The organism is Mycobacterium sp. NGS66 (assembly GCF_059812225.1).
In genome coordinates, this window is the sequence record NZ_JCALCG010000004.1 from 307,688 (window position 1) to 330,504 (window position 22,817).

At 66.4% G+C, this 22,817-nt stretch carries 14 protein-coding genes; 7 read left to right on the top strand and 7 right to left on the bottom strand.

All coding sequences use genetic code 11. The annotated features are described in order from the left end of the window. Nucleotides 1–65: 65 nt before the first annotated feature. Genes sucT through treZ form a run of 4 tightly spaced genes read left to right on the top strand, consistent with a single transcriptional unit; the run spans nucleotide 66 to nucleotide 8,474 of the window. The gene (gene sucT / locus AC5Y2L_RS11375) at nucleotides 66–2,246 is read left to right on the top strand and encodes an acetyltransferase SucT (RefSeq protein WP_499938701.1); all 2,181 of its coding nucleotides are present in this window, start codon (nucleotides 66–68) and stop codon (nucleotides 2,244–2,246) included. A 35-nt stretch (nucleotides 2,247–2,281) separates the two neighbouring features. Continuing rightward, the gene (gene glgX, locus AC5Y2L_RS11380; protein ID WP_499938699.1) at nucleotides 2,282–4,459 is read left to right on the top strand and encodes a glycogen debranching protein GlgX; all 2,178 of its coding nucleotides are present in this window, start codon (nucleotides 2,282–2,284) and stop codon (nucleotides 4,457–4,459) included. 3 nt (nucleotides 4,460–4,462) lie between these two features. Then, nucleotides 4,463–6,760: a malto-oligosyltrehalose synthase gene (treY, locus tag AC5Y2L_RS11385; RefSeq protein ID WP_499938697.1), complete on the top strand. Its 2,298-nt coding sequence runs from the start codon at nucleotides 4,463–4,465 to the stop codon at nucleotides 6,758–6,760. Beyond that, nucleotides 6,753–8,474 (top strand): malto-oligosyltrehalose trehalohydrolase, encoded by a 1,722-nt coding sequence (treZ, locus tag AC5Y2L_RS11390; protein WP_499938695.1) that lies wholly within the window; start codon nucleotides 6,753–6,755, stop codon nucleotides 8,472–8,474. The genes treY and treZ overlap by 8 nt, the downstream gene beginning before the upstream one ends. 86 nt (nucleotides 8,475–8,560) lie before the next feature. Here the strand turns inward: treZ and AC5Y2L_RS11395 are convergent, their stop codons facing one another. Then, nucleotides 8,561–9,889, bottom strand: coding sequence for an aminotransferase class I/II-fold pyridoxal phosphate-dependent enzyme (locus AC5Y2L_RS11395; RefSeq protein WP_499938693.1), 1,329 nt, complete (start codon nucleotides 9,887–9,889; stop codon nucleotides 8,561–8,563). A gap of 39 nt (nucleotides 9,890–9,928) precedes the next feature. Here AC5Y2L_RS11395 and AC5Y2L_RS11400 point away from each other — a divergent pair, with 39 nt between their 5' ends. Further along, the gene (locus AC5Y2L_RS11400) at nucleotides 9,929–10,588 is read left to right on the top strand and encodes a pyridoxamine 5'-phosphate oxidase family protein (RefSeq protein WP_499938692.1); all 660 of its coding nucleotides are present in this window, start codon (nucleotides 9,929–9,931) and stop codon (nucleotides 10,586–10,588) included. Between the two features lie 79 nt (nucleotides 10,589–10,667). Here the strand turns inward: AC5Y2L_RS11400 and ilvA are convergent, their stop codons facing one another. Together ilvA and AC5Y2L_RS11410 are read right to left on the bottom strand one after the other, a co-directional pair. Next, on the bottom strand, nucleotides 10,668–11,960 hold the full coding sequence (gene ilvA, locus AC5Y2L_RS11405) for a threonine ammonia-lyase (RefSeq protein WP_499938690.1): 1,293 nt from the start codon (nucleotides 11,958–11,960) through the stop codon (nucleotides 10,668–10,670). Between the two features lie 33 nt (nucleotides 11,961–11,993). Further along, on the bottom strand, nucleotides 11,994–12,431 hold the full coding sequence (locus AC5Y2L_RS11410; protein ID WP_499938688.1) for a nitroreductase family deazaflavin-dependent oxidoreductase: 438 nt from the start codon (nucleotides 12,429–12,431) through the stop codon (nucleotides 11,994–11,996). A gap of 61 nt (nucleotides 12,432–12,492) precedes the next feature. Between AC5Y2L_RS11410 and AC5Y2L_RS11415 the strand changes: the two genes are divergently transcribed. Further along, nucleotides 12,493–13,848 carry an adenylate/guanylate cyclase domain-containing protein gene (locus tag AC5Y2L_RS11415; RefSeq protein WP_499938686.1) on the top strand — a complete coding sequence of 452 codons (1,356 nt, stop codon included), beginning with the start codon at nucleotides 12,493–12,495 and terminating at the stop codon, nucleotides 13,846–13,848. A gap of 22 nt (nucleotides 13,849–13,870) precedes the next feature. Here the strand turns inward: AC5Y2L_RS11415 and AC5Y2L_RS11420 are convergent, their stop codons facing one another. After that, nucleotides 13,871–15,808, bottom strand: a complete 1,938-nt coding sequence (locus AC5Y2L_RS11420) for a lysophospholipid acyltransferase (RefSeq protein ID WP_499938684.1) — start codon at nucleotides 15,806–15,808, stop codon at nucleotides 13,871–13,873. Next, nucleotides 15,805–17,628: a fatty acid--CoA ligase FadD11 gene (gene fadD11, locus AC5Y2L_RS11425; protein ID WP_499938683.1), complete on the bottom strand. Its 1,824-nt coding sequence runs from the start codon at nucleotides 17,626–17,628 to the stop codon at nucleotides 15,805–15,807. The genes AC5Y2L_RS11420 and fadD11 overlap by 4 nt, the downstream gene beginning before the upstream one ends. A gap of 66 nt (nucleotides 17,629–17,694) precedes the next feature. Between fadD11 and AC5Y2L_RS11430 the strand changes: the two genes are divergently transcribed. Continuing rightward, the gene (locus AC5Y2L_RS11430; RefSeq protein ID WP_499938681.1) at nucleotides 17,695–18,576 is read left to right on the top strand and encodes a class I SAM-dependent methyltransferase; all 882 of its coding nucleotides are present in this window, start codon (nucleotides 17,695–17,697) and stop codon (nucleotides 18,574–18,576) included. Nucleotides 18,577–18,709: 133 nt separating this feature from the next. On the opposite strand, the gene dnaE is transcribed toward AC5Y2L_RS11430, so the two are convergent. After that, entirely contained in the window at nucleotides 18,710–22,264 is a 3,555-nt protein-coding gene (gene dnaE, locus AC5Y2L_RS11435) for a DNA polymerase III subunit alpha (RefSeq protein ID WP_499938679.1), read from the bottom strand. Nucleotides 22,265–22,352: 88 nt separating this feature from the next. After that, nucleotides 22,353–22,784 (bottom strand): type II toxin-antitoxin system Rv0910 family toxin, encoded by a 432-nt coding sequence (locus AC5Y2L_RS11440; protein WP_499938677.1) that lies wholly within the window; start codon nucleotides 22,782–22,784, stop codon nucleotides 22,353–22,355. Nucleotides 22,785–22,817 lie beyond the last annotated feature (33 nt).

Genomic DNA, 22,817 nt, shown 5'->3' on the forward strand with positions numbered 1-22,817 from the left:
TTCCACACGACTCGCTGCTCAGCGAGAGAGCGAACGGCGGGTTTTGGGTAAATTGGCTTTTTATCATGCTGAGCCTGTCCCCACCCCGTCCCCCGGCCGCGGCTGCGCAGCCGGTCGGGAAGTCATCCGGGGCGGGTCCGTCAAGCACTGGGACGTCCGGGTTCTATCGCTATGACTTGGACGGATTGCGCGGCGTCGCCATCGCATTGGTCGCCATGTTCCACGTCTGGTTCGGCCGGGTGTCCGGTGGCGTGGATGTGTTCCTGGCGCTGTCTGGGTTCTTCTTCGGCGGCAAGATGCTTCGCGCTGCTCTCAACCCGGCCGCCTCGCTGTCACCGCCGGCCGAGCTGGCCCGGCTGATCCGTCGGCTGCTGCCCGCGTTGGTCGTGGTCCTGGCCGGATGTGCGCTGCTCACCATCCTGGTGCAACCCCAAACCCGTTGGGAGACGTTCGCCGACCAGAGCCTGGCCAGCCTCGGTTACTACCAGAACTGGGAACTGGCCAACTCGGCGTCGGATTACCTGCGTGCCGGTGAGGCCGTCAGCCCCCTGCAGCACATCTGGTCCATGTCGGTGCAAGGGCAGTTCTACGTCGCCTTCCTGCTCGTCGTCGCCGGCTGCGCCTACCTGTTCCGGCGGCTGTTCCGCAGCCTCGAGGGTCTGCGGAGTGTCTTCTTGGTGCTGCTGAGCGCACTGACCGTGGCCTCATTCGTCTTCGCGATCTTTGCGCACCAGGCCAACCAGGCGCAGGCCTACTACAACAGCTTCGCCCGGGCGTGGGAGCTGCTGCTCGGAGCGCTGGTTGGGGCCCTGGTGCCGTACATCCGCTGGCCGATGTGGCTGCGCACATCGCTCGCCACCATCGCGCTGGCGGCGATCCTGTCCTGCGGCGCCCTGATCAATGGCGTCAAGGAATTCCCCGGCCCGTGGGCGTTGGTACCGGTCGGCGCCACCATGCTGATGATTCTCGCCGGGGCCAACCTGAGCGGCCACGACGGCGGCCGGCTGCCGTTACCCAACCGCCTGCTGGCGGCCGGGCCGCTGGTGACCTTGGGCGCGATGGCGTACTCGCTGTACCTCTGGCACTGGCCGCTGTTGATCTTCTGGCTGTCCTATTCCGGCCGCGCACACGCCGGCTTTTTGGACGGCACGGCGGTGCTGCTGGTCTCCGGCGTGCTCGCTTACCTGACCACCCGGCTCGTCGAGGACCCGCTGCGGCAGCGGACTTCCACAACTGCCCCGGCGCATATCCCGACCGTTCCTTGGGCGATGCGGCTTCGGCGGCCGACGATGGTGCTGGGCTCCATCGTGGTACTGCTGGGCGTCACCCTGACCGCAACGTCGTTCACCTGGCGCGAGCATGTCAGCGACCAACGCGCCGCCGGCAAGGAGCTGAAAGGCCTCAACCCCCACGACTATCCCGGGGCGATGGCGCTGACCGCCCACGTGCGGGTGCCCACGCTGCGGATGCGGCCCACCGTGCTGGAGATCAAGGAGGACCTCCCGGCCACCACCAGGGACGGCTGCATCAGCGACTTCGTCAACCCGGCGGTGGTCAACTGCACTTACGGCGACATGGACGCCACCCGAACCATCGCGCTGGCCGGCGGATCGCACGCCGAACACTGGCTGCCCGCCCTGGACCTGCTCGGCCGGGTGCACCACTTCAAGGTGGTGACCTACCTCAAGATGGGCTGCCCGCTGTCCACCGAGGAAGTCCCGCTGATCATGGGCAACAACGCCGCCTACCCGCAGTGCCGCGAGTGGGTGCACACGGTGATGAACAAGTTGGTCACCGACCATCCCGACTACGTGTTCACCACCTCGACGCGACCGTGGAACATCAAACCCGGCGACGTGATGCCGGCCACGTATATCGGGATCTGGCAGACGTTCTCCGACAACAACATTCCCGTGCTGGCCATGCGGGACACACCGTGGCTGGTCAAAGACGGTAAACCGTTCGACCCCGCGGACTGCCTGGCCAAGAAGGGCAATGCGGATTCGTGCGCGATCAAGCGCTCTGACCTGCTGGTCGATCACAATCCAACCCTCGACTTCGTCGAGCGGTTCCCGCTGCTCAAGCCGCTGGACATGTCGGACGCGATCTGTCGCCCTGACACCTGCCGTCCGGTCGAGGGCAACGTGCTGATCTACCACGGGGCCCACCACCTGTCCCCCACCTACGTGCGCACCCTGGCCCCCGAGCTGGGGCGGCAGATCGCGGCCAACACCGGTTGGTGGTGACTGCCGGGTCACGGCGACCCGGATAAGGTCGAGTGATGTCGAACAGCGCCGAGGACGCAGGAGGTACCGAACCGACGCTGCCCACCGTGTGGCCGGGCACCGCCTATCCGCTGGGTGCCACGTATGACGGTGCCGGCACGAATTTTTCGCTGTTCTCCGAGATCGCCGAGAAGGTCGAGTTATGCCTGATCGGCGAGGACGGCAGCGAGTCCCGGATCCCGCTCGACGAGGTGGACGGCTATGTCTGGCACGCCTACTTGCCGAACATCGTCCCGGGACAGCGCTACGGATTTCGTGTGCACGGTCCCTTCGACCCTGCCGCCGGTCACCGCTGCGACCCGAGCAAGCTACTGCTCGACCCCTACGGCAAGGCGTTCGACGGCGACTTCACCTTCGGGCAGGCGCTGTTCTCCTATGACTTGAACGCCGTTGACCCCGAAGGCAACTCCGCGGGACCCCTGCCGATGGTCGATTCGCTCGGCCACACCATGACCAGTGTGGTGATCAATCCCTTCTTCGACTGGGCGTTCGACCGGGCACCGCTCACCCCCTACCACGAGACGGTCATCTACGAGGCCCACGTCAAGGGCATGACACAAACTCATCCCGGCGTCCCCGAAGAGCTGCGGGGCACCTACGCCGGGCTGGCCCACCCGGCGGTCATCGACCATCTCAAGTCGCTCAACGTCACCGCGCTCGAACTGATGCCGGTGCACCAATTCATGCATGACCAGCGGCTGCTTGACCTCGGCCTGCGAAACTACTGGGGCTACAACACATTCGGGTTCTTCGCACCGCACTACCAGTACGCGTCGACCCGGCAGGCCGGCAGCGCGGTGGCCGAGTTCAAGATGATGGTGCGCAGCCTGCACGAAGCCGGCATCGAAGTCATCCTCGACGTGGTCTACAACCACACCGCCGAGGGCAACCACCTGGGCCCGACGATCAACTTCCGCGGCATCGACAACAAGGCCTACTACCGGCTCGTCGACGAAGATCTGCGGTTGTACAAGGACTACACGGGCACCGGCAACAGCCTCAACGCGCGGCACCCGCACACCCTGCAGCTGATCATGGACTCGCTGCGCTACTGGGTGCTGGAAATGCATGTCGACGGCTTCCGCTTCGACCTGGCCTCCACGCTGGCCCGCGAGCTGCACGACGTCGACCGGCTGAGCGCGTTTTTCGATCTGGTGCAGCAAGATCCGGTGGTAAGCCAGGTCAAACTGATCGCCGAGCCGTGGGATGTCGGCGAGGGCGGCTACCAGGTTGGAAATTTTCCCGGTTTGTGGACCGAGTGGAACGGGAAGTATCGCGATACTGTGCGTGACTACTGGCGGGGCGAACCCGCGACCCTGGGTGAGTTCGCCTCGCGGCTGACCGGCTCGTCGGACCTCTACGAGGTGACCGGCCGGCGACCCAGCGCCAGCATCAACTTCGTCACCGCCCACGACGGGTTCACCCTCAACGACCTGGTGTCCTACAACGAGAAGCACAACGAGGCCAACGGTGAGGACAACCGCGACGGAGAAAGCCACAACCGGTCGTGGAACTGCGGCGTCGAGGGTCCCACCGACGACCCCGACATCGTGGCGCTGCGCTGCCGTCAGATGCGCAATTTCTGGGCCACGCTGATGATCAGCCAGGGCACCCCGATGATCGCGCACGGCGACGAGATCGGCCGCACCCAGCTGGGCAACAACAACGTCTACTGCCAGGACTCCGAATTGGCTTGGATGGATTGGTCATTGGTCGACAAGAATGTCGATCTGCTGACGTTCGCGCGCAAGGCGACCGATCTGCGCAAGCACCATCCGGTGTTTCGGCGGCGCCGATTCTTCGAGGGCGAGCCGATTCGCAGCGGCGACGAGGTCCGCGATATCGCCTGGCTGACCCCCAGCGGCCGGGAGATGACCCACGAGGATTGGGACAAGAGCTTTCATCACAAATGTGTGGCGGTGTTCCTCAACGGCGATGCGATCACCGCCCCCAACGCGCGCGGCGAGCGAGTGGTCGATGACTCATTCCTGTTGTGCTTCAACGCACATGACGAAGAGGTGGAGTTCGTCACCCCGCAGGACGACTATGCCCAGGAGTGGACCGCCGCGTTGGACACCAACGATCCCGTCGGCGACAACGACCTGGTGGTGGCGGCCGAGACCGCGGTGCCGGTACCGGCACGTTCCCTGCTCGTGCTGCGTAAGACCGCCTGACGCATGGCTTTTCCCGTACTCTCCACCTACCGGTTACAGCTGCGCGGTGAATCCAGCGGGTTCGCGTTCACCTTCGCCGACGCCGAGAACCTGCTGGATTACCTCGACGAGCTAGGGGTGTCACACCTGTACCTGTCCCCGATCATGACCGCGGTCCCCGGGTCGAGCCACGGCTATGACGTTGCCGACCCGACGGCGGTGTCGCCGGAACTCGGCGGACCGGAGGGCCTGGCGCGGCTGTCGGCGGCGGCCCGGGCCCGCGGCATGGGCCTGGTCGTCGACATCGTGCCCAACCACGTCGGGATAGACCAGCCCCAGCAGAACCCGTGGTGGTGGGACGTGTTGCGGAACGGCCGCTCCTCGCCTTACGCGGACTTCTTCGACATCGACTGGGACCTTCAGGACGGCCGAATTGTGTTGCCGGTACTGGGTTCTGACGAGGACGTCGCCGATTTGCGGGTCGACGGCGATCTGTTGCGGCTCGGTGACCTCGCGCTGCCGATCGCACCCGGCACTTCCGAGGGGACCGGGCCCGAGGTGCACGAGCGCCAGCACTACCGATTGGTGGGCTGGCGAAACGGAGTGTGCGGCTATCGCCGATTCTTCTCGATCACCTCGCTGGCCGGGCTGCGTCAGGAAGATCGCGCGGTGTTCGACGCCAGCCACGCCGAAGTGGCTCGCTGGTTCGCCGAGGGTCTGGTCGACGGGGTGCGCATCGACCATCCCGACGGACTGTCCGACCCCTGTGCGTACCTGGTCCGGCTGCGAGAACTGTTGGGCCCCAAGGCCTGGATCGTGATCGAGAAGATCCTTGCCGTCGACGAAGCGCTGGAGCCGACGCTTCCAGTGGCGGGCACGACCGGCTACGACGTGCTGCGGGAGGTGGGCGGCGTCTTCGTCGACCCCAGCGGGGAATCGGCGCTGACCGCGTTGGCTGACTCCGCCGGTGTCGACTATCGCAGCATGCCGGAGATGTTGGCGGACTTGAAGATCCGTGCGGTCACCAAGACTTTGGCGCCGGAACTGGCCCGGCTGCGGCGGTCTATCGTCGCCGCGGCGGGCCGCGACCATCCGCTGCTGCCCGACGCGGTGGCCGCGCTGCTGACCCACATCGGCGTCTACCGCTCCGACTACCCCGGCCTGGCTGCCATCCTGCCCACGGCGCTGGCCGAAACCCTGGCGGCCGCACCGGAATTGGGCCAACCCCTGGAGGTGCTGGCCGCGGCGCTGGCTCGCGACGGTGAACCGGCGACGCGGCTGCAACAACTGTGCGGCGCGGTGACCGCCAAGGCCGTCGAGGACTGCATGTTCTACCGGGATTCCCGGCTGGTCTCGCTCAACGAGGTGGGCGGCGAGCCGCATCGGTTCGGCCTGGGAACCGCGGAGTTTCACCACCGCGCCGCCAGCCGTGCCCGGCTGTGGCCGCACACAATGACCGCGCTGACCACGCATGACACCAAGCGCGGCGAGGACGTGCGCGCCCGCATCGGCGTGCTGTCGCAGGTGCCGTCGCTGTGGTCGGAATTCGTCGCCCGCTGGGAGATCGAGGCACCGTCGCCCGATCCGGCGACCGGACACTTCTTGTGGCAGAACATCTTCGGGGTATGGCCGGTCAGCGGAGAGGTGGATGACCAGCTGCGTGGCCGGCTGCACGCCTACGCCGAGAAGGCCATCCGGGAAGCGGCTTGGCACACCTCGTGGAACGATCCGGACACCGATTTCGAGGAGGCCGTGCACCGCTGGCTGGACACCGTGCTGGACGGACCGGTGGCCGAGGCGCTGACCGAACTTGTGGCCCAACTCAATCCGCATGCCGCCAGCGACGCCCTGGGCCAGAAGCTGCTCGCGCTGACCGTGCCGGGAATCGCCGACACCTACCAGGGCACCGAGCTGTGGGACGACAGTTTGGTCGACCCGGACAACCGCCGTCCGGTCGACTATGCGGCCAGGCGAGCCGCACTTGAGGAGTTGCGGCACCCCAAGATCCGGGTCGTCACCACCGCGCTTCGGCTACGGCGCTCCCGACCGGATACCTTCCTGCGGGGCAGATATCGTCCGGTGCTGGCCGACGGGCAGGCCAGCGATCACATTGTGGCTTTTCAGCGCGGTGACGACGTGGTGGTGGCGGTGACCCGGTGGACCGTGCGGCTGGCCGAAACCGGCTGGGGCAACACGGTGCTGCCGCTGCCCGAGGGGTCCTGGACCGATACCCTCACCGGCGCCATGGCCAGCGGGCCGACTTCGGCCGCCGAGTTGTTCGCCGAGCTGCCCGTCGTCCTGCTGGAGCGCAACGGTGACTGATTTCCGAGTGTGGGCACCGACGCCCGAGCAAGTGCGCCTCGATGTCGAGGGCACCGAGTATGAGATGCGCCGCTCGGACGACGGCTGGTGGCACACGACGGTTGACACCGCACCGGAGGCCCGCTACGGGTATCTACTCGACGACGACCCGAAGGTGCTGCCCGACCCGCGCTCTCCGCGTCAGCCCGACGGGGTACATGCGCACTCGCAGCTATGGGATCCGTCGGACGTCACCTGGACCGATGATGGCTGGTCGGGCCGGTCGGTCGAGGGTGCGGTGATCTACGAGTTGCATATCGGAACCTTCACCGCTGACGGCACTTTCGACTCCGCCGTCGACAAGCTGGAGTATTTGGCGGATCTTGGCGTCGAGTTCGTCGAGCTGATGCCGGTCAACTCCTTTGCCGGAACCCATGGTTGGGGATACGACGGTGTGTTGTGGTACAGCGTGCACGAGCCCTACGGCGGGCCCGACGGCCTGGTCCGCTTCGTCGACGCCTGCCACGCCCGGGGCCTGGGGGTGCTGATCGACGCGGTGTTCAACCATCTGGGGCCGTCGGGCAATTACCTGCCCCGGTTCGGCCCGTACCTGTCGTCGGCGAGCAATCCGTGGGGGGAAGGCATCAACATCGCCGACGCCGACTCCGACGAGGTGCGCCGCTACATCATCGGATGCGCGCTGCGCTGGATGCGTGACTTCCACGCCGACGGGCTGCGCCTGGATGCCGTGCACGCTCTGGTGGACACCACCGCGATCCATATCCTCGAGGAGCTGGCCACCGAAACCAACCGGCTGTCACGGCAATTGGGACGTCCGCTGTCGTTGGTCGCCGAGAGTGACCGCAACGATCCGCGGCTGGTCACACCGCGCGACGCCGGCGGCTACGGGGTGACCGCGCAGTGGGACGACGACATCCACCACGCCATCCACACCGCGGTCTCCGGCGAACGCCAAGGCTACTACGCCGATTTCGGTTCACTGGCGACGCTGGCGCAGACGCTACGCCAGGGCTTTTTTCACGCGGGCACCTACTCGTCGTTCCGGCGGCGGCGACACGGGCGCCCGCTGGATGTGTCAGCGATCCCAGCCTCCCGGCTGGTTGCCTACACCTGCACCCACGACCAGGTGGGCAACCGCGCCCTTGGCGACCGGCCCTCGCAAAATCTGACGGCCGGGCAGCTGGCGGTCAAAGCCGCGCTGGCGCTTGGAAGCCCTTATACGGCAATGCTTTTCATGGGCGAGGAGTGGGGAGCGTCTACGCCGTTCCAGTTCTTCAGCTCGCACCCCGAACCCGAATTGGCGCGAGCCACCGCCGAAGGACGCAAAGCTGAGTTTGCCGAGCACGGCTGGAACGCGGACGACATTCCCGACCCGCAGGATCTGCAGACTTTCATGCGCTCCAAGCTGGACTGGGATGAACCGGCCCGCGGCGACCACGCCCGGCTGCTGGGTGTGTATCGCGACCTGATCGCGTTGCGGCGCAACGAGTCTGAGCTTGCCGATCCGTGGCTGGAGCACCTCAGCGTCGACTACGACGAAGCTGAGCGGTGGATAGTGCAGCGCCGCGGACGGCTTTCGATTGCCTGCAACCTCGGCGCAGAGCCGGTCTCGGTGCCGATCAGCGGCGAGCTGGTGCTGGCGTGGAGTTCGCCGGACATTGGCGACGACGCCATCGAGTTACCCGGTCATTCCTTCGCGATCCTGCGCGCCTAGATTCGCGCGCCTAAGTGGCGCGAGACGCAAAAGCTTCCGACACGCCGAGCGTGGAGGAGCTTTTGCGTCTGCTCGCCACACTCTCGCTACACACTCGGCGGGCCGGTTCCATGTATGGCCTCGGCGACCGCGTCGGCCAGCCGGTCGATCTCGCCGTAAGCCAGGTCTGCGATGGTGATTCGCACGCCCGCGGGGGAATCCATCCGGAACCGGGTCCCCGGTGCCGCCGCCCAGCCCGCACTGAGCAACCGGGTGATCGCCGTCGTCTCGTCGGGCACCGGGACCCAGACGTTCAGCCCGGAACGCCCGTGAGCGGTGACTCCGCGCTCGGCCAACGCGGCGCGTAATCGGTTGCGAGTGTTGGCATATCGCTCCTTGGCCTCCTCGACCAGGCTCGTCGCCGCGTCGTCGGACCACAGCCGGACCGCGAGGTCCTGCAGCAGATGACTCACCCAGCCGGGTCCAAGACGCAGCCGTCCGTTGATCCGCTCCACGGTGCGGCGATCTCCGGCGAGAATGGCCAACCGCAGGTCGGGGCCGTAGGCCTTCGATGCCGACCGCACGAAAGCCCAGCGGCGCGTCGATCCGGCCAACGCATACAGCGGCACGCCGGCAATCCCGGCGCAGTGATCGTCCTCGACAACCAGCACCTCGCCGGTCTTGCCGGCCAGCAGGCTGCGCAGCGCTTTGGCTCGCTCGGCGGACAACGCGGCCCCGGTCGGGTTCTGGGCGCGGGAAGTCACCACCACCGCGCGCACGCCGCGGCGTAGCGCTCGCGCCATGCTGAGGACCACCGGCCCCTCGTCGTCAACCTGTACGGGCTCCGCGGAAAGTCCCAGCGCGGCAAGGAGATCCAGCAAGTTGGCCCAACCCGGGTCTTCGACGGCAACCCGGTCGCCCGGCCGCAAATGTGCGGTGAGCGCCCGCTCGATGCCGTCCAGGGCGCCGCTGGTCACCGCCAGGTAATCGGCCCGGACGCCATCCGCGCTCAACGTGGCGCGGGCATAATCCAGCAACTCGGCCGAGATCGCCGATTGCCCGTACAACACCGGCTCGCGTGACTCCGATGCGGCAAGTCGCGCCGCCGCGATGGGCAACAGCCGGGGGTCTGGATTCCCGGTCGACAGGTCGCGCGCTCCTTCCGGAACGCCGACGGCCAGCAACGACCGGGGCGTCGTCGCCGGCCGGTAGCGTACCCGGGTCCCCCGCCGGCCCGCGGTTTCGACCGCGCCACGCTCTCGCAGCAGCCGGTACGCGGCCGCGACGGTGTTGGGGTTGACACCGAGTTCGGCGGCGACTTCCCGGATGGGCGGTAGGGCATCGCCCGGCGCCAGGGCGCCCTCGGAGATGCCGTCTTCGACGCTGGCGGCTATCGACTCGGCACCCGACCCGGTTATGCTGTATTGTACTGGCACGCTAACAAGTATGTACTAGTACAAATATAAAGGCAAGCGATGGAAACCGCGTACCACCCCACTCCGCGAACGACGCCCAGCCGCTACCGCGAGCGCGCCCGCTACGACCGGGAAACCATCCATCGCATCCTGGACGAGGCGTTGATCTGCCATCTGGGTTACGTCAACGCCGGAACGCCAGTGGTGTTGCCGACCACGCACGCCCGTCTCGACGAAACGCTGTACCTGCACGGCTCTACCGGCAGCGCCCCGATGCTCGCGGCGAAAGCCGCTGGTCTGCAGGTCTGCGTCACCGTCACGCTGGTCGACGGGCTGGTGCTGGCCCGCTCGGCGTTGCACCATTCCCTGGTGTACCGCTCGGTGGTCGTGGTCGGTGAGGCACGCCTGGTCGAGGACCCGGCGGAGAAGCTGCGGGCGCTGCATTGCCTGCTCGACCACATCGCGACCGGTCGTGCCGCCGATTGCCGAACGCCGAACAACCGGGAGCTCGCGGCGACCGCGGTGCTGGCCCTTGACCTGGTGGAAGTCTCCGCCAAGGTGCGCACCGGCGGCGCGGCGGACGAACCGGAAGATTGCGCGCTGCCGCACTGGGCCGGCGTGCTACCGCTGCGCCTGACGGCCGGTGCACCCGTCGCCGCCGACGACCTGCACCCCACTACCCCGGTGCCGCCATACCTGACGCATTACCAGCGATCTTGAGCCCGCGAAGGTGCGCAAATGTACGGCAAAACGTCGAAATCCTGTACATTTGCGCACCCTCGCGGCAGCCGGGCTCGGCCTACAAAAGCAGGTAGCGGTACGCCGGGGAACCGGGATGCAGGGTTTCGACGTGGATCTCGGTCGCCCGCATCCGCGCCAGCAGACCGTCGAGGTCTGCGGCCGATCCCAGCTGGATGCCGACCAGCGCCTCACCGGTCTCCCGGTTGTTGCGCTTGACGTACTCGAACAGGGTGATGTCGTCGTTTGGCCCGAGCACCTCGTCGAGGAAGCGGCGCAACGCGCCGGGCTCCTGCGGGAAGTCCACCAGGAAGTAGTGCTTGAGGCCGAGGTGGATCAGCGAGCGCTCCAGCACCTCGCCGTAGCGCGAGACGTCGTTGTTGCCGCCCGAAATCAGGCACACCACCGTGGATCCCGGCTCGACGTCGGTTTCCAGCAGGCCCGCGACCGCGAGCGCACCCGCCGGCTCGGCGATGATGCCTTCGTTCTGATAGAGGTCGAGCATCGCGGTGCACACCGCACCCTCGTCGACGGTGGTAATCGACACCATGTCGCCGGCGGCGGCCAGCGCGGCATAGGTCAGGTTGCCGGCGCGGCTCACCGCGGCACCGTCGACGAACTGGTCGACGTGGTCCAAGGTCACCGGCTCCCCCGCGGCCAGCGCCGCCATCATGGCCGCGGCCCCGGCCGGCTCGATACCCAGCACCGAGGTGTTCGTGGTTCGCTCGGCGAGGTAGGTCGTGACGCCGGCGATGCAGCCGCCGCCACCCACCGGCACCACCACCAGGTCCGGCTCCTCGTCCAGCTGTGCCAGCACTTCGACGGCGATCGTGCCCTGCCCGGCGATGGTGCGCGGGTCGTCATAGGGCGGCACCAGCGTGGCGCCGGTGCGCTCGACGTCGGCCAACGCCGCTTCCGCGGCCAGATCGTAAGTGGATCCGCCGACGATCAGCTCGATGAACTCCCGGCCGTGGTAGAGGATCCGGTCACGCTTCTGCTTGGGCGTCTTGGCCGGCACATAGACGCGGCCGTGCACACCCAGCGACCGGCAGGCGTATGCGAAGCCCTGCGCGTGGTTGCCCGCCGACGAGCACACCACCCCGGCGGCCAGTTCCTCATCGGACAACTGGACCAACAGGTTGTAGGCGCCGCGCAGCTTATAGGAGCGCACGGTTTGCAGGTCTTCGCGTTTGAGGTAGACCGTCGCGCCGGTGATGTCCGACAGCCGTTCGCTCAGCTGCAGCGGGGTGGGCGCAATCACCGGAGCGATCCGCTTCGCCGCACCGTCGATGTCGGCCGCGGACAGCGGCAGACTCCCGGGGCCCTGCGGGCTCACGCTCAGTTCAGCGGACACCGATCAATGGTGCCATGCCACGCCAGCGGCAACTCAGCTCACCGGGGTCAGCACGAACACCGGAATCTGCCGGTCGGTCTTCTTCTGGTACTCCGCATAGTCCGGCCAGGCCGCGACGGCCCGCTCCCACCACACGGCCTTCTCGTCGCCGAACACTTCCCGGGCGTCGTATTCGCGGGTGTCGTTGCCGTCCTGCAGCTCGACCCGGGGGTTCTTCACGATGTTGTGGTACCAGACCGGGTTCTTCGGGGCGCCGCCGAGGGAGGCGACGACGGCGTACTGCCCGTCGTGCTCGACCCGCATCAGCGGCGTCTTGCGCAGCTTGCCGGTCTTGGCGCCGACGGTGGTCAGCACGATGATGGGCTTACCCTTCATCTCCGCGGCCTCGGCGCCGCCGGATGCGACGTACTTCTCGGCTTGTTCGCGGGACCAATCCAAGGGCGATGGTTCGTACTCTCCGGTTAGCGGCATGCCAAACAATCTAGCCCGGAATCTGAGGACCTTCTGACCGCGGTGATGTCACGATGTTGGCGTGACCGATGGCCTGCTGCGCTATGCACGCAATGGGGATGTGCGCTTGGCCTACCGCGTGTTCGGTGCTTCTGGCCCGTTCGTCGTCTGGGTACCCGGATGGATGCTGAGCAACGTCGACACCATTGACGAACCGGGAAACCTATACGCGGAATTCATCGAGTACTTTGCCCGGTCGACCCGGTTCATCGTCTGGGACAGGCGCGGGACGGGCTTGTCGGATCCGTCGACGCAGTCACTGTCAGCAGACCAGCGTCTCGACGATGTGCGGGCGATTCTGGACGCCGAGGGCGTTGACCGCGCAGCGCTCTTTGGCAGCAGCGAGGGCGGATCGGTGTGCGTGATGTTCGCCGCCGCCCACCCGCAACGGGTTCGCTCGCTCATCGTGTACGGCAGCGCGGCCCGATATTCGCAAGAGCTGCCCGACTTCCCGTGGGGGTTCACTCCTGCCGAAATCGCATCGCAGCTCGACGACATCGACAGTCACTGGGGAGAAGGCGCGCTGGCCGATCTGTTTCACGGCGCGACGGCCCACACGCCCGGCGTCAGAGAGATGTTCGGCAAGCTCCAACGCGCCATGGTCAGTCCGGCGATGGCCAAGCTGTGGTGGAGAGCGTTCATGGAGATCGACGTCCGCGGCGTGCTGGCCTCGGTACGAGCGCCGACATTGGTTCTTGCCCGCCCCGGGGATCGGCTGGTGCCCTTTGAGGCGGCCGCTGCCCTTGCGGCGGGCATTCCGGAGGCTCAGTTTCAGCCACTGCCGCCGGGACCACACGCTCCCTTTGACATCGTCGCCGAATTAGCACCGTTGATCGTGGAGTTCGTCTGCGAGAAGCCGAGCGAAAACGCCGACGAGCGGCTCCTGAAGACCGTGGTGTTCACCGACATAGTGAGCTCCACCGAACTGCTCAGCGTCCACGGCGATGCTGGGTGGCGTCACCAGCTCGACGCCCACGACAGCGTCGTGGACAGCATGTTGGCGAAATATGGCGGCCACCGGGCGAAGCACACGGGAGACGGCGTGTTCGCGCTCTTCGATGGGCCGACAAAGGCGGTTCGGTGCGCGCTGGAGCTGATCCCGGCCCTCGCCGCGCGCGGGATCCGAATCCGGGCCGGCGTCCACGTCGGTGAGTGCCAGCGGCGCGGAGATGAGTGGAGCGGTATGGCCGTGCACACCGGCGCTCGCATCGGCGCACTGGCAGCCGCGGGCGAGGTTTTGGCCAGCCGCACAGTTCGCGACCTTTCCGCCGGATCGGGCCTGACCTTCGAAAGCCTGGGCCCACAACGCCTCAAGGGCCTGCCTGAGGAGGTCGAGGTTTGCCGGGTCACCGCGCCCACAAGAGGCAGCCCTCCATAGCCCGACGCGCCCGGGAACGTATTCAATGCCCACCACTGTGTGCGTCGGTTGTGGTTGCGGTCAGACCAACGGTCCTGGCCAACTCCGCGATCACGTTGACCCGTCTGATGGCGGTGGCGATCTCGTCGGCGAACTGATGCCGCCGTTGCGCAACGTCTATGCCGTCGGTGACGTCGTCGACCAACTCGCGATGCCGGGCCAGCCGAAGGGCGGTCTTGAACAACTCCATCGACCTGGACTCCGCGCTGGCGATGCGCCGCTGCAACTCCCACTGCTTGCCCACCTGAAGGCACTCGGTCAGAAAAGCCTGCTCGTCGAATGCCTCGTCCTCGTGCGCGGCCAGCCGGTCGGCGACGATGTGGTAGGCGTCCAGGAACGGGCGCAGCACCAGATGGGCCAGCAGTAGGTCGGCCGACTCCAGGAGCCGTCGTACGTCGGCGGCCGCGACGGACTTGGTGGTGTCTTCCACCGGCCCGATCAGCCGCACCTCGTCGGCGAGGTCCTTCTCGAACTGCGCTCGGGCGGAGAACAAGAACTCGAACTTCAGCAATTCGCGAAGTTTCAGCGCCTCGTCGCGCACGGTCGCCGGCAGCACCGAGCCGCCGGCCGCTTCCTCCGTCGCGGCCAGCAACGCCATTTCGGCGATGGCGCGGTCGACCAGGATATGGATGGCCGTGTTGCGGTAGAACGCGGCGACCAAATGCTGGTCGGCGCCGATGCCCCAGACCGCCTCGGTGCCGGCGTCGTACACGCTGACCACCCCGGAGGAGACGAGCTGGTGCAGGGTCCATCGGATGGTCGAGCGGTTCGTCAGGTCGGCCGCGCCGGCCACCGCCCAGTTTCGCGCCGCGATGTAACTCGCCAACGGCTGCACCGTGGCCAGCACCTCGCTGATCGACAGCGAGCGGTCGGCGCCCAACAGCGCGAGGCTGACCACCGCGGTCGGTGTGACCGGAGTGGCGCGGTTGATCCGGTGTTCCACGTCCAGTGCGATGCGCTCGATCTCGGTGCCGGTGCCCGATTCACCGGTTTGCAAGGCGCGCAATTCCTCGAGGCGCTTGCGCAGCGGCAGCGGCTCGCCGAAGTCGAGGTAGGCCCGGCCCAGCCGCTCACCCTGCTGGCGTGCGAGCCGCACCAGGAAGCGGAAGTCTTCCGGGCGTTTCACCGCGCCGTAGGCCTCATTGGTCATTGCTTCGACCTCGTGCAGCTGGTCATACACGATGGAGGTCGGCACCAAATACACTTCGGGACCGTCGATTTCGTCGACGGCATCGCTGATGTAGCGCAGGATGCCGAACACCGGGGGCCGCAGTTTGCCGGTTCTGGTGCGGCCGCCTTCGATCGACCAGGTCAGGTTGACGTGGTTTTGCACCAGCTGCGCGGTGTAGGCGCGCAATACGAACCGGTAGACCGGAATGTCCTTGGTCTGACGGCGGATGAAGATGGTGCCGGTGCGCTTGGCGAAGCCACCCATCGGGAAGAAGTTCAGGTTGGCTCCCCCGAAGGTCAGCGCCGGGCTGAGCCGGTTGGCCTGGATGCTCTCTGGCAGCAGCATGCCGTCCAGGTATGACCGATGCGAAAACGCAAACGCCAGCGTGGCTTTGCGATCCAGCTTGCGCAGCGCAGCGATCTGGTCCTCGTCGACCAGCACGTCATAGGCCCGCATCAGCCAACGGCTGAAGCCCCGCCACGCCTCCACGGCGCGTTCGTCCCGGGATGCGGCGACCTCGCGCAGGTAAAATGCGGCTTCCACACGCACGCTCTCGGGGTCCCGCCCGAGGTTGGCCGCCAGCTTTTGCAGTCGCTCCTCGTACCAGCCGGCACCCAACAGCTGTCGTACCTCGGCCGGGTCGGTCGGCAGCGCCGTGACCGACTCGTCAAGAATCCCGGTGCGCTGCAACAGCTTTCGCACCCGAGTGCGGCCGATTTCCCGCACCGTCGCCGCCGCTCTCCCGGTCACGCCGGCTGCACCGTTGCGATGGCGGCGGGCACGTGGACGTCGGGCGGTAATTCAGCGGCGTAGAGTTCCTCGATCTCGGCGGCGTATTTCGTGACGATCGGCCGTCGCTTCAGCTTCATCGTGAGCGTTATCTCGTCGCCGCCGGGCTCCCACAACGTGGGCAACACCCGGAAGCGCTTGATCTGCTCCACTCTGGACAGCTTGGCGTTGCCTTCCGCAACTCCGGCGGCTATCCGGGCAATCACCTCGGGGTCTGATGCCAGCGCCGCGGGAGTGGGCTCGAGTCCGCGCTGGGCCGCATAGGGGCCGACCGAGTCGGCGTCGAAGACCATCAGCGCGGTGTTGTAGGGCCGGGCGTCACCGATCGCGATCATCACGCCCACCATCGGGCACGCCGCAAGGATGGTGTTCTCAATGTTGGCCGGCGACATGTTCTTTCCGGCGGCATTGATGATCAACTCCTTTTTGCGGTCAATGACGCGCAGGTAGCCATCCGCGTCGGCCTCGAGGATGTCACCGGTGTGCAGCCACCCGTCTTCGTCGATCGCCTCCGCGGTCTTGGCCGGTTCCTTGCGGTAACCCTTCATCACCAGTGGTCCGCGAACCAGATACTCGCCGTCCTCGGCGATCTTGCCTTCCAGCCCCGGAAGCAGTTTCCCGACGGTGCCAAGGCGCGCGTCGCGGGGGTGGACGAGAGTGGCGGCGCAGCTCAGCTCCGACATCCCCCACAGCTCGGCGATCGGTATGCCGATGCCGGCGAAGAAGGCGAGTGTCTCTTTGGGGATCGGCGCGGCTCCCGAGACCGCCCACCGCAGCTCACCGAAACCGAGCCGCTCGCGAAGCTTAGAGAGCACCAGGTCGTCGGCGTTGGCCCATTCGACCGCCAGGTCGTCGGGAATTTCTTCGCCGGCGAGCAGCGCCGCGGCGCGTTTGGCGGCGACTGTCATGGCCCAGTCCAATGCTTGCCGCTTGGTTTCGTCGGTTTCGTGGCTGACCATGAATTCGATTCCGGCCTTGAGCTTTTCCCACACTCGAGGCACCGCACCCCAGATGGTGGGGCGCACGTCGGGCAGTGCGGCAACGATCGCACGACCGTCAGACACGACGGTGACTTGGGTACCGAACATCTCCTGCAGGTATAGGCAACACATCCGGTCGGCGATGTGCGCCGACGGCAGGAACGACGTGATCCGGTCACCGAATCGGACTCCGAGCACGGTGTCGATGGCCCGACCCTCGAACAGCAGGTTGGTGTGCGTCATCTCCACGCCCTTTGGGTTTCCGGTGGTGCCGGAGGTGTAAATGAGGGTGATGATGTCCTCGGGCTGCGCGGCGCGCCAAGCCGACTCGAAGTCGAAATCCGCTTGTGCCGCCGCGTACAGGTCGTCCACCGACAGCGTGTTCGCCGGTGTGCCGTCGATGCACACGATGTGTTCGATGGCGGCGCCGCTGGCCCGGATGCGGTCGACATACTGCTCTTCGCAGATCACCACCTTGGTGCCCGCATTGCCGAACACGTAGGTCAGTTGTTCGGCCGGGAGGGTGTTGTACACCGAAAACGACGTGGCGCCAACGTGTTGGGCGCCGACCTCGAGCGGGTAGAACTCAATCCGGTTCGCCATCATCAGCGAGATGGTGTCGCCGCGCCGAACGCCTAAGCCCGCAAGCCCGGCAGCCACCTTGCGCACCTGATCGGCGTACTCACGCCAGGTCAGTGTCTGGGTGCCACGGGGTGTGCGCAGCGCCACGGCATCCGGATCGATTGCCGCGGTGCGCTGGAAAGCCTCGCACATGGTGGTTGGGCGCTCGCTGGTGGTCATGTCCGCTCTCCTAGGTTTGCCCGCATATCGGTGAGCGTACGTCCGCCGTAGTGCAGGGCGGAAGGCGTGGTGATCGCGAGCGCGGCGCGTACGTTGGGAAATCGTGGGGACCAATCGGGAATTGACGTCAGCGAGCTTTCGCCGATTGAGCAGACGGCGTTGCTCACCCAGTACGCCCGCGCCCTCGACAGCCGGTGGTCCCGGTCGATTCTGGGCGACACGCTGGCCGACGAGATCGTCGGCAGGATCGACTTCGACTTCGCCGGGCTCGGCGTGACCGACAGCGTGGTGTGCCAGTCGGCGCTGCGCGCCAAGATGCTCGACGACCGGGTGCGCAGTTTTGTCGCGACTCATCCCGACGCCGTCGTCGTCGACCTCGGGGCCGGACTGGACACCGGCGTATTTCGGGTCAGCCCGCCGGACACCGTGGACTGGTACAGCATCGACTTGCCGCGGGTCATCGCGTTGCGGGAAAAGGTGATGCCGGCCAGGGCGGGCGCCCATTCGGTCGCCGCGTCGGTGGCCGAGAGCAGCTGGCCGGACGCTATCCCCGCCGACCGGCCCGCCATGGTGATCGCCGACGGCCTTTTCGCGTTCTTGTCGGAGACGGTGATCGTCGCCATCTTCCGACGCGTCACTGAGCATTTCGGTTCGGGCGAGCTGGCTTTCAACGACTACGGACGCATCGGCTGGTTCAGCCGCGTCGCGGTGAAATTGGCGCCGCAGCAGATGTTCTCCCAAGTCGGCAGTGAGTGGGGGTATGCCGGGTTCAAAGATGCCCGCGTGCCCGAGTCGTGGAATCCGCGGTTGAGGCTGGTCGAGGAAGCCAGCCTGGCCCACGCCCCCGAGGTGGATCTGTTTCCGGGCTGGATTCGCTTGGCCACCAAGCTATCCGGAAAGTCCAAGGCCGCGGCTCGTAAGGCGCGTATTCTGCGCTACCGGTTCTGAACGGGCTATCGTTCCTGAGCTCGGCCGCAAGATGGGCCCATTCTGCGCCTACGGCGCCGAGCCTGCGCCTAGGGCTATCATTTCGCGGATTTTTACGCCCTGACCGCAGGCTCGATGTAAGCGGTGAAGCGCTCTACCCGCCCAGGCAGCCCGGGCCCAGCAGCTCCTTGAGGTCGCCCATCAGCGCCGGCGACGGGGTCACCCTCAGCGACTGGTCGAGCTCCAGCGTGGTGATGCGGTCACCGCTGACCAGCCGCAGATGCACCTGCGACGTGCCAGGATGGCGGGCCAGCACCTGCTTGAGGGCGCTGACCTTGTCGAAGGTGCACTGCCGCGTCGGCAGACTCACCGCCAGCGGGCGATCCGGTTGTGCGCTGGAAAAGTCCGGCACCACCAGCTCGTTGGCGATCAAGCTGATGCGGTCGTCGCGGACTGCCACCTTGGCGTTGATGAGCACCACCGCGTCGTCAGCGATCTCCGCGCCGTAGCTGGAGTAGGTGTGCGGAAAGAACATCACCTCGATGCCGCCGGTCAGATCTTCCAATTGCGCTGACGCCCAAGGCATGCCGTTTTTGTTGACCCGGCGATTGACCGACGCCAGAATGCCGCCCACTCGGACCTGGGTGTCGTTGGGCACATCGCCGTCGAGGATCGCCGGAATGGCGGTGTCGACCTGCGCGGCCAGCAGGTGGGCCACATTGTTGAGCGGGTGGCCGGATACATACAGCCCCAACATCTCTCGCTCCAGGGCCAGCTTGTGTTTGTCCTCCCACTCATCCTCGGGCACCTTGATGGTGAACACGGAATCTCCAGTGTCGCCGGCGCCTTTCCCCTCCTCGTCCCAGCCGCCGAACAGGTCGAATTGTCCCATCGCTTCGGCCTTTTTGGTGCCCAGCACCGAGTCCACCGCATCGGTGTGTACCAGGAAAAGACCTTTGCGCGGATGTCCGAGTGAATCGAAAGCGCCTGCCTTGATCAGCGATTCGGTGACTTTCTTGTTGCACGCCGCGATGTCGATCTTGTTGAGGTAGTCCGAGAAGTCGGTGAACTTGCCCTTGTCACTGCGGGTTTTGAGCAACGAGCCCACCACATTGGCACCGACGTTGCGCACCGCGCCCAGCCCGTAGCGGATGTCTTGGCCCACCGAAGCGAAGTTCAGGCCGGACTCGTTGACGTCCGGCGGCAACACCGTGATGCCGAGCTTGCGGCAGTCGGCCAGGTAGACGGCGGCCTTGTCCTTGTCGTCGCCGACCGAGGTCAGCAGACCGGCCATGTACTCGGCGGCATAGTTGGCCTTGAGGTAGGCCGTCCAGTAGGACACCAGTCCGTAGCCGGCGGCATGCGACTTGTTGAAGGCGTAGTCGGCGAACGGCAGGATGGTGTCCCACAACGCCTTGATGGCGCCCGCGGAGAATCCGTTGGCCTTCATGCCGTCCGAGAAACCCTCGAACTCCTTTTCCAGCACCTCGCGCTTCTTCTTGCCCATGGCCTTGCGCAGAATGTCGGCTCGGGCCAGCGAGTAGCCGGCCACCTTCTGCGCGATCCGCATGATCTGCTCTTGGTAGACGATGAGGCCGTAGGTCTCGGCGAGGATCTCGCGCAGCGGTTCGGCGAGCTCGGGGTGGATGGGTTTGATGGGCTGGCGGTTGTTCTTGCGGTCGGCGTAGTCGTTGTGGGCGTTCATGCCCATCGGGCCGGGCCGGTACAGCGCGAGCACGGCGACGATGTCCTCGAAGCCGGTCGGTTGCATGCGGCGCAGCAGGTCGCGCATCGGCCCGCCGTCGAGCTGGAACACGCCCAGGGTGTCGCCGCGGCCCAGCAGCTCGTAGGTGGCCCTGTCGTCCAGCGGCACCGATTCCAGGTCAAGCTCAATTCCCCTGTTGGCCTTGATGTTTTCGATCGCGTCACCGATGATCGTCAGGTTCCGCAGGCCCAGGAAGTCCATCTTCAACAGGCCGATGGCCTCGCACGACGGGTAGTCCCAGCCGGTGATGATGGCGCCGTCCTGCGGGCGCTTCCACAGCGGGATGGCCTCGGTCAGCGGCTCGCTGCTCATGATCACCGCGCAGGCATGCACGCCGGCGTTTCGGATCAGACCCTCCAGGCCACGCGCCGTCTGGTAGATGGTGCGCACGTCCGGGTCGCTCTCGATGAGGCTGCGGACCTCGGCGGCTTCCTTGTACCGCTCATGGGCCGGATCGGTGATACCGGCCAGCGGAATGTCTTTGGCCATGATCGGCGGCGGCAGCGCCTTGGTGATCCGGTCGGCGATGGCGAAGCCTGGCTGCCCGTAGTGGATCCGCGCCGAATCCTTCAGGGCCGCTTTGGTTTTGATGGTGCCGAAGGTGATGACCTGCGCGACCCGGTCATGGCCCCACTTGTCGGCCGCGTAGCGCACCATCTCGCCGCGGCGACGGTCGTCGAAGTCGATGTCGATGTCGGGCATCGACGTGCGTTCGGGGTTGAGGAACCGCTCGAACAGCAGCCCGTGCGGTATCGGGTCGATGTCGGTGATGCCGAGGGCATAGGCGACCAGTGAGCCGGCGGCCGAACCGCGGCCGGGGCCAACGCGGATGCCGACCGAGCGGGCGTAGTTGATCAGGTCGGCGACGATCAGGAAGTACGACGGAAAGCCCTTGGCGCAGATGACGTCGATCTCGTAGGCCGCGCGCTGTTGGTAACCGTCCGGCGCGCCGTCGGGAAACCGCCGGCGCAGCCCCGCCTCGACCTCATGACGCAGCCAGGACGCCTGGTCGTGGCCGTCGGGCACGGGAAAGACCGGCATCCGGTCGCGCGGTGCCCACACGTCGGCATAGGACTGCACCCGCTCGGCGATCAGCAGAGTGGAGTCGCAGGCGCCGGGCACCTGGTCGTCCCAGATCCGGCGCATTTCGTCGGCCGATTTGAGGTAGTAGCCGTCGCCGTCGAACTTGAACCGGTTGGGGTCGGACAGTGTCTTGCCGGTCTGCACGCACAGCAGCGCCTCGTGGTTGTGTGCCGCATCGCGAGTGACGTAGTGGCAGTCGTTGGTGGCCAGCGGCGGAATGTTGAGCGTGCGGCCGATTTCGAGCAACCCGTCGCGGACGCGCTGTTCGATGGACAAGCCATGATCCATCAACTCGAGGAAGTAATTTTCCGGACCGACGATCTCCCGCCACCTGGCAGCGGCCTCCAGCGCCTCGCGGCGCTGTCCGAGCCGCAGTCGGGTCTGCACCTCCCCGGATGGGCAGCCGGTGGTGATGATGATGCCGTCGGCGTGCTCGGCGATCAGCTCGGCATCCATCCGCGACCACTTGCTCAGCTGACCCTCGAAGGAGGCCAGCGAGGAGAGCTTGAAGAGGTTGCGCAGGCCGGTCGCGTTCTCGGCGATCATCGTCAGATGCGTGTAGGCGCCGCTGCCCGAGACGTCGTCGGCCTTCTGGCTGGGATCGCCCCACGAGACCCGGCGGGTGTCGAAGCGCGAGCCGGGCGCGATATACGCCTCCACGCCGATGATCGGTTTGATGCCGACTTTGGTGGCCGCGTTGTAAAACTCGCTGGCGCCGAACATGTTTCCGTGATCGGTCATGCCGACCGCGGGCATCCCCAGCCGCTCCACCTCGGCAAGCATCGGGGTGATCTTCGCCGCACCGTCCAGCATCGAGTACTCGGTGTGGTTGTGCAGATGCACGAAGCTCGACTGGTTCATAGAGAGGCCAGTCTATGACCGCGCACCGACACCTTCCCGGCGTGTCGCGGAGTGTGTCTTAAGTAATGGTGGTGACCCGCTGGGCACGTCATCCGTAGAGCTCGACGAAGTTCTTCAACGACTTCTGCACGTCCCCTTTGGCCGCCCGGGCGGCCGCCGAACCGACCGGGCCGAACAACGGCCGGCCGCCCAGCTCGAGGCGCAACCCGAGACTGGATCCCTGGTCGGTGGGCTGCACGGTGAGCCTGACGCCGTACTTCGTTCCGCCTTTGCCTTCTCCCGACATGGCCACCTCATGCGGGGGATCCCACTTGGTCACCGTCCACGTCACCCGGTTACGCAAGCCTTTGGAACGCGCCACCCCGACGATCTGGGTGCCTTCGCTGATCTCGTCGGGCAGTTCGCTGCGCCAACCCTCGTGCAGCACGAGCCAGTCGCCCAGGTCGGACAGGTCGGAGACGTGGTCCCACATCTGCTGCGGGCTCATCGGCATGTCGGCGGTCAACTCAACGGAAGCCATCGGCCGAGCCTAACGCGGCCCGGTACGGCGAGC